Genomic DNA, 4697 nt, shown 5'->3' on the forward strand with positions numbered 1-4697 from the left:
GTTAAAGACTTATTGGCAGCATTTTTCTGCGAAGCAGTATCTCCGCGTCTTTGTCGTTCGCGATGGGAATGAAGTCACAGGGATTGTTCCGTTGTGTGTGAGACGGATCAGGACGAAATTAGGATCGTGCAGCATTTTGACGTACCCGTTTGATGACTGGGGGAGTTTCTATGGACCGGTATCTGCCGATTCTGAGACAACTCTGAATGCCGTTATGAGTGTGATTCAAGAATCTCAGCGAGACTGGGATCTCATCGATTTACGGTGTGTGGACGCAAAAGGTTTCGATGCTGGTAATACGGAACGCGCGCTGGAAATGACAAATCTTTCATTCAAAAGATTTGTGTGGGATCAAACTGCCTGTGTTGATCTCAATCAGGACTGGGAGAGTTATCTGGCTGGTCGATCGGCAAAATCGCGTCAGGCATACATCCGAGCCGAAAAACGCGTTGCGAAGGAAGGCGAGATTGAATTCGTGCGGTATCGGCCTCGGGGAGAACAATTCGGTGAGAGCGATCCACGTTGGGACCTGTACGAGATCTGTGAAGCGATTGCGCGCAGGAGTTGGCAGGGAAGTTCCACTACCGGAACGACTTTATCACACGAGCAGGTCGCTCAGTATTTTCGCGATACTCATGAAAGCGCGACTCGATTTGGTGCGGTCGATTTAAATTTGCTCTTGCTCTCTGGTGAGCCGGCTGCCTTCAATTACAACTATGTCTATCAGAGGCGCATTTACTCGCTCCGGATGGGATTCGATCCCGGTGTCTCCAATAAAGGCTTAGGACACTTATTGATGGGACGAATGATTCGCAACAGCATGGAAACAGGCGATCAAATATTAGACATTGGTCCCGGGTCTCTCGAAGCCAAGAAATGCTGGTATACCTCGGTTGAGACCAGTTATCGCTATGTGCATTATTCACCGGTTTCTAAAATGGCCAAAGCACTGCAGGTGAGTAGTCGGATCGCAGATTGGTATCGTGATCGATTAATGCACAATACTGAGAATACAAGCGAGCTTTCAGAGTAATACGAACTGTCTGTTTCTCAATCATGAGTTCGCATCAAACAAATTGATCGACCGTTTCTGAAGCAACCTTCCTTCATGCTCACACTCGAACCGGCTATTTCTCTCCGCTGTCCTCCTGCTTCAGTTTGTCGGCGAATTTACTGCGGAACTTTTCCAGTTTGGGGCGGATGACGTAGCGGCAGTATTGCTGGTCGGGGTTGAGCTTGAAATAGTCCTGGTGATAATCTTCCGCGGGATAAAATTTCTCGAAGGCGGTGATTTCCGTGACGATGGGGCTTTTGAACTGGCCTGATGCGTCGAGCTGTTCTTTGTAGGCGGTTGCTTCTGCTTTCTGTGTTTCATTGTGGTAGAAGATGGCGGAGCGGTACTGGGTGCCGACGTCGGCTCCCTGGCGATTCAGCGTGGTGGGATCATGGGTTTCCCAGAACGCTTTGAGAATGTCGGTGAAGGGGATCTGTTTCGGGTCAAAGGTGACCTGAATGACTTCGGCGTGGCCGGTGCTGCCGGTGCAGACGGCTTTGTAGGTCGGGTTGGGAACTTCGCCGCCTGAATATCCCGAGACGGCCGACTTCACGCCTTTCAGTTCGCGGAAGAAGGCTTCGGTGCACCAGAAGCAGCCTGAGCCGAGAGTGACGACTTCCAGTCCCGTATCTTCCTGAGCGGCGGGTGCGGTTTGTGGATTCGGCTGTTCATCGGCGATGGCGACGGGGCGGTCTTCCTGGGTGAGCGATTTCTCGCAGCCACTCATCAGGGTGAGCATTGTGGTCAGTGTTAAACCAACGAGAACTAACAGTGGTAATTGCGATAACGTCATGACGCCTGATTCCCTGTCGTTTATGTCAGAAAGTTAAAATCAGTGAATTGGAAAACAACTGATTTTTATTTTAGACAATCCGGGGGACAAGGGACAGGGAGAAAGTGTTCCGGGGGGGCTTAACTCCATTTTCCGTTGAACATGAAGCGTAACGGTTTGAATTTCAGGATCAGAAAATGATGGATGGCCAGCGTGACGGTCAGCGTGGCGATTTCGACGGCCAGAAATTTGTAACCGATCGCGATGCTGGCGCTGAGCAGGAGATAACCGAACACAATCACGCAGAGATGATGAAACAGGTAGATCGAATAAGAGGCATCGGAAAGATAACGGAAGAATTGGGAATTTCGATTCATGAACCGATAGAACAGCACATAACAGATATGGCTGGAGAGGGCGCAGGTCAGGCTGGCGGAATAAATTCTCAGCACGCTTTCCGCATTCATGCCGTGGGCATTTGCCTCAACGTATTGTGACACGATAGAGAGGGCCAGCGCAAACCATTCCCAGCGGGCGATCGCGTGGAACTCCTGCTGCAGTGCGCGATCCCGAAAGAGCCAGAGACCCAACAGGAAGTAAGGCAGAAAAACGATAAAATCTTCGGCGTTGAACAGGCCATGGAAATGTGTGCCATGAGAGAGTTCCGGAACCAGTTTGTCGGCAATGCTCCAGACGAGATCAGTGAGTGGGAGCAGTAACAGAAAGTAGCAGTTTTTGCGTAAAGGGGCAAGAAATCGATTGAGCCTGCCCGTATCTGAAAAACTGCGACTCAATGCAAACAGCGCGATACCGACGGCGAAAAACTGCAGCAGGGTCAGCAGGAACCAGAGATGCGAGACCCAGGCACCGGAGGTCCATGCTTGCGGCAGTTCGTAAATCAAAAAGTGAGTGAAAGACATCGGCTGTTGTTGAATCACGGTGGTTCTGAAATAGAGCTCCACGGTGTTGATGAGCAGTGCCGTAAAGAATAAGGGGGGCAGAATGCGCAGCAGTCGCAATTTTGCAAACGTGTTCGCGCCATATTTTCTGAGGCCCATCATTGAAAAGAAACCGGCGATGATAAAAAACGTCGGCATGCGAAACGCGTGAATGGTGGACCCGAGTAAGTTGAAAAATTCAGACTTATGAGAATCGGAAACAATCCAGTGATCGCCGGACGAATAGATCAGCGCGCCGTGTAGTACGACCCCCAGCATCATGAGCACCGAACGCATGGAATCCATATAATAAAAGCGGGCAGTGGGCAGGCTGAGGCCGACAGGCTGCGTGTCTACACGCAACACAGGCGTTTTCGGAGCAGTCAATGCACTGGGGGGATTCATTAGTGAGTGTGCCTGAAAAATAGTAAGGCGTGTCAATGATGGCGTGTCTCTCTGTCGCAGACGAGACAGGGGATGAGAATTTATACTCGCTGGAAGAGATTCAGATCGGTCAATTTCAGCCGGAATCAGGGTTTACCTTGTGAGGTAAAGTTCCGGCAGCGCATAATCCTTAGAATCGAAACTATGCACAGACTGCTCTTATCAGATGTGCGGCGATGTTGCAAAAAAACAACGCGGACGAATTCGGTTGGGTGCAGGCGTTTTTGACGGGAAGTGTTGAACATTCACATCATTTTCGGAACCGGAGCCTCTGGAAATCAGGTTTATTTAATAATTTGCGGTTTGGGGTGGCAATTTCGTGCAGGCGGACTACAAATGAGTGATGCAGTCATTTATGACCTGTTTTCGGAGGTTTTTCAGATGCTGTTCAGGATGGAAAACCGATCCGTGTTAAAAAGTGGACGAGGCAAGAAAGCTGATTGATGAACGATTCGTATGATGCCATTTTAGTGGTTTCGTTTGGCGGTCCGGAAGGTCCTGACGAGGTGATACCGTTTCTGGAGAATGTGCTCCGCGGGAAAAACGTGCCGCGGGAACGGATGCTGGAAGTCGCCGAACACTATCAGCATTTTGGGGGCGTCAGTCCGATCAATGCACAAAACCGGGCTCTCATCGCAGCGCTGGAGCGGGAACTCGCTGCGCACGGACCTCATCTGCCTGTCTACTGGGGCAATCGAAACTGGGCCCCCTTTCTGGCAGATACGCTGACTCAGATGAAACAGGCGGGAATCAAACGGGCGCTGGCTTTTTTCACGTCCACCTTCAGTTCCTATTCGGGGTGCCGCCAGTATCGGGAAGATATCCAGCGCGCGCAAGACGAAGTCGGAGCAGGGACGCCGGACGTTGATAAATTGCGCGTGTTTTACAATCATCCCGGTTTCATCGAGGCGAGCGCGGCGCGTGCGCGAGAAGCCTTGAACCAGATTCCTGAAGCGAGACGCGATAAGGCAACGATCTTATATTCCGCACATAGTATTCCGCTCGCGATGGCAGCCGGTTGTCGCTATGAGACTCAGTTGCGAGAGTCTGCCCGGCTTGTGAGTGAATCGCTGGGAGGACATCCCTGGCATCTGGTCTATCAAAGCCGCAGCGGTCCCCCGCAGCAACCCTGGCTGGAACCCGATATCTGTGACCTCATCAAAGAGCTGGGAGCAGAGGGAGACGTCGAGGATGTGGTGATCGTTCCTATCGGCTTTGTTTCCGACCACATGGAAGTGCTGTTCGATCTGGACACGGAAGCGAAAGCGGTCGGGAACGAACTGGGCATCAACGTGGTCCGCGCGAAAACCGTGGGCGTGCATCCCCGCTTCATCACCATGATCCGCGAGTTAATTGAAGAACGCATGAGTGGAACAGCGGAGCGACCCGCACTGGGGGAAATGGGAGCCAGCCACGATGTCTGTCCCGTTGACTGCTGTCTGCGCACGACAGAGGCCCAACGTTGAATCCGCAGGTGATTCGGCTCTGG

The 4697-nt window shown here is 51.7% G+C and carries 4 protein-coding genes; 2 read left to right on the top strand and 2 right to left on the bottom strand.

Annotated elements, in window-relative coordinates; genetic code table 11:
- Nucleotides 1-1033 (top strand): GNAT family N-acetyltransferase (locus Q0294_RS04210; RefSeq protein WP_299461242.1); only part of this gene is annotated, 1033 nt, incomplete at its 5' end.
- A 94-nt stretch (nt 1034-1127) separates the two neighbouring features.
- On the opposite strand, the gene msrA is transcribed toward Q0294_RS04210, so the two are convergent.
- Nucleotides 1128-1847, bottom strand: a complete 720-nt coding sequence (gene msrA, locus Q0294_RS04215) for a peptide-methionine (S)-S-oxide reductase MsrA (protein ID WP_299461244.1) — start codon at nt 1845-1847, stop codon at nt 1128-1130.
- Between the two features lie 119 nt (nt 1848-1966).
- Nucleotides 1967-3169: an acyltransferase family protein gene (locus Q0294_RS04220; protein ID WP_299461246.1), complete on the bottom strand. Its 1203-nt coding sequence runs from the start codon at nt 3167-3169 to the stop codon at nt 1967-1969.
- Between the two features lie 482 nt (nt 3170-3651).
- Here Q0294_RS04220 and Q0294_RS04225 point away from each other — a divergent pair, with 482 nt between their 5' ends.
- Nucleotides 3652-4674, top strand: a complete 1023-nt coding sequence (locus tag Q0294_RS04225) for a ferrochelatase (RefSeq protein ID WP_299461248.1) — start codon at nt 3652-3654, stop codon at nt 4672-4674.
- Nucleotides 4675-4697 lie beyond the last annotated feature (23 nt).

This window comes from uncultured Gimesia sp., from assembly GCF_937919775.1.
Classification (GTDB): Bacteria; Planctomycetota; Planctomycetia; order Planctomycetales; family Planctomycetaceae; genus Gimesia.